Annotated in this window: 2 protein-coding genes; both read left to right on the forward strand. The window is 64.0% G+C overall.

Annotated elements, in window-relative coordinates:
- Nucleotides 1–757 (forward strand): ABC transporter permease (locus EN984_RS34720; RefSeq protein WP_164765927.1); only part of this gene is annotated, 757 nt, incomplete at its 5' end.
- Nucleotides 757–1,387: ABC transporter permease (locus tag EN984_RS34725; protein WP_164765928.1), on the forward strand; the 631-nt coding region annotated here is incomplete at its 3' end. The genes EN984_RS34720 and EN984_RS34725, both read left to right, overlap by 1 nt.

Raw genomic sequence — 1,387 nt, forward strand, 5'->3', positions numbered from 1 at the left:
TTCCAGAAGGCAGCCGCCCGCGCCGGAAGGCGGCTATCAAGCGGCTTTCACCTTCGCGCAATATGCCAATCTTCCGGCGCGGGCGGCTGCCTTCTGGAACACGATGGTGCTGGCGCCGATAGGGGCGCTCGCCTGTCTGCTCGTCGCTTATCCCGTTGCTTATTATCTTGCTCTGCGCGCACCGCAGCGCTGGCGGCTGATCCTGCTGGCGCTAGTCGTCATTCCGTTCTGGACCAGCCTTTTGATGCGGACCTATGCCTGGATGTATATCCTGGGCGGGCGCGGCATCCCGGCTCTGCTGTCCTATATCGGTTTCGAGGATATCAGGCTGATCAACACGCCGGGCGCGGTGCTGCTCGGCATCGTCTATGGCTACCTGCCGCTGATGATCCTGCCGATCTATGTCAGCCTTGAGCGGCTCGACCGCCGGCTGCTGGAAGCCTCCGCCGATCTCGGCGCGACGCCGCTCTCGACCTTCCTCGGCGTGACCCTGAAACTGTCGCTGCCGGGCGTGATGACCGGCTTCTCGCTGGTCATGATCCTGCTGCTGGGCGAATATCTGATCCCGACGCTGCTTGGCGGCGGCAAGGTGTTCTTTATCGGCAATGCGCTGGTCGACCTGTTCCTGCAATCGCGCAACTGGCCGTTCGGTTCGGCCATCGCGATCACGCTGGTGCTGGTTTCGGTGGTGGTGCTGATTGCCGCCAATCGCATTTCGACCCGGGTTTCGGGCGCCCGCCGGGTGGATTTGATCTGATGCGCGCCTTCGTCATTGTGGTGTTCGCCTTCCTCTATCTGCCGATCGCACTGGTCGTGCTGTTCTCCTTCAACGCCGGCCACCATGCCAGCGAGTTCACCGGCTTTTCGGTGCAATGGTACGGCAAGGCGCTGGCGAACCCGTTCCTGGTCGAAGCGCTGAAGAACAGCCTGTTCATCGCCACCACCAGCGCCTTGCTGGCGGCGTTGTGCGGCACTGCGGCGGCACTCGGCCTGGCGCGCGTCGGCATCAGAACACGCGCGGTCTTCGATGCGCTTCTGGGCGCCGCGATCGTCGTTCCGGGCGTCGTCATCGGCATTTCGACACTGGTCGCGCTCGTCCAGCTGTTCACGGTCGTCAATCCGTTCCTCGCCTCGATCTGGCCCGACGACCAGCCGCCGCGCCTGGCGCTCGGCTACGGCTCGATCATCGCGGCGCACGGCCTGTTCTCCATGGCGCTGGTGACGATGATCGTCGGCACGCGTCTCGGCAGCCTCGACCGCAATCTGGTCGAGGCGTCGAGCGATCTCTACGCCACGCCATTGACGACGTTCCGCTCGATCGTGCTGCCGCAGATCATGCCGGCCGTCGTTGCCGGTTTCCTGCTCGCCTTCACCTTCTCCTTCGACG

The organism is Mesorhizobium sp. M7A.F.Ca.CA.004.12.1.1 (assembly GCF_003997835.1).
Lineage (GTDB): Bacteria > Pseudomonadota > Alphaproteobacteria > Rhizobiales > Rhizobiaceae > Mesorhizobium.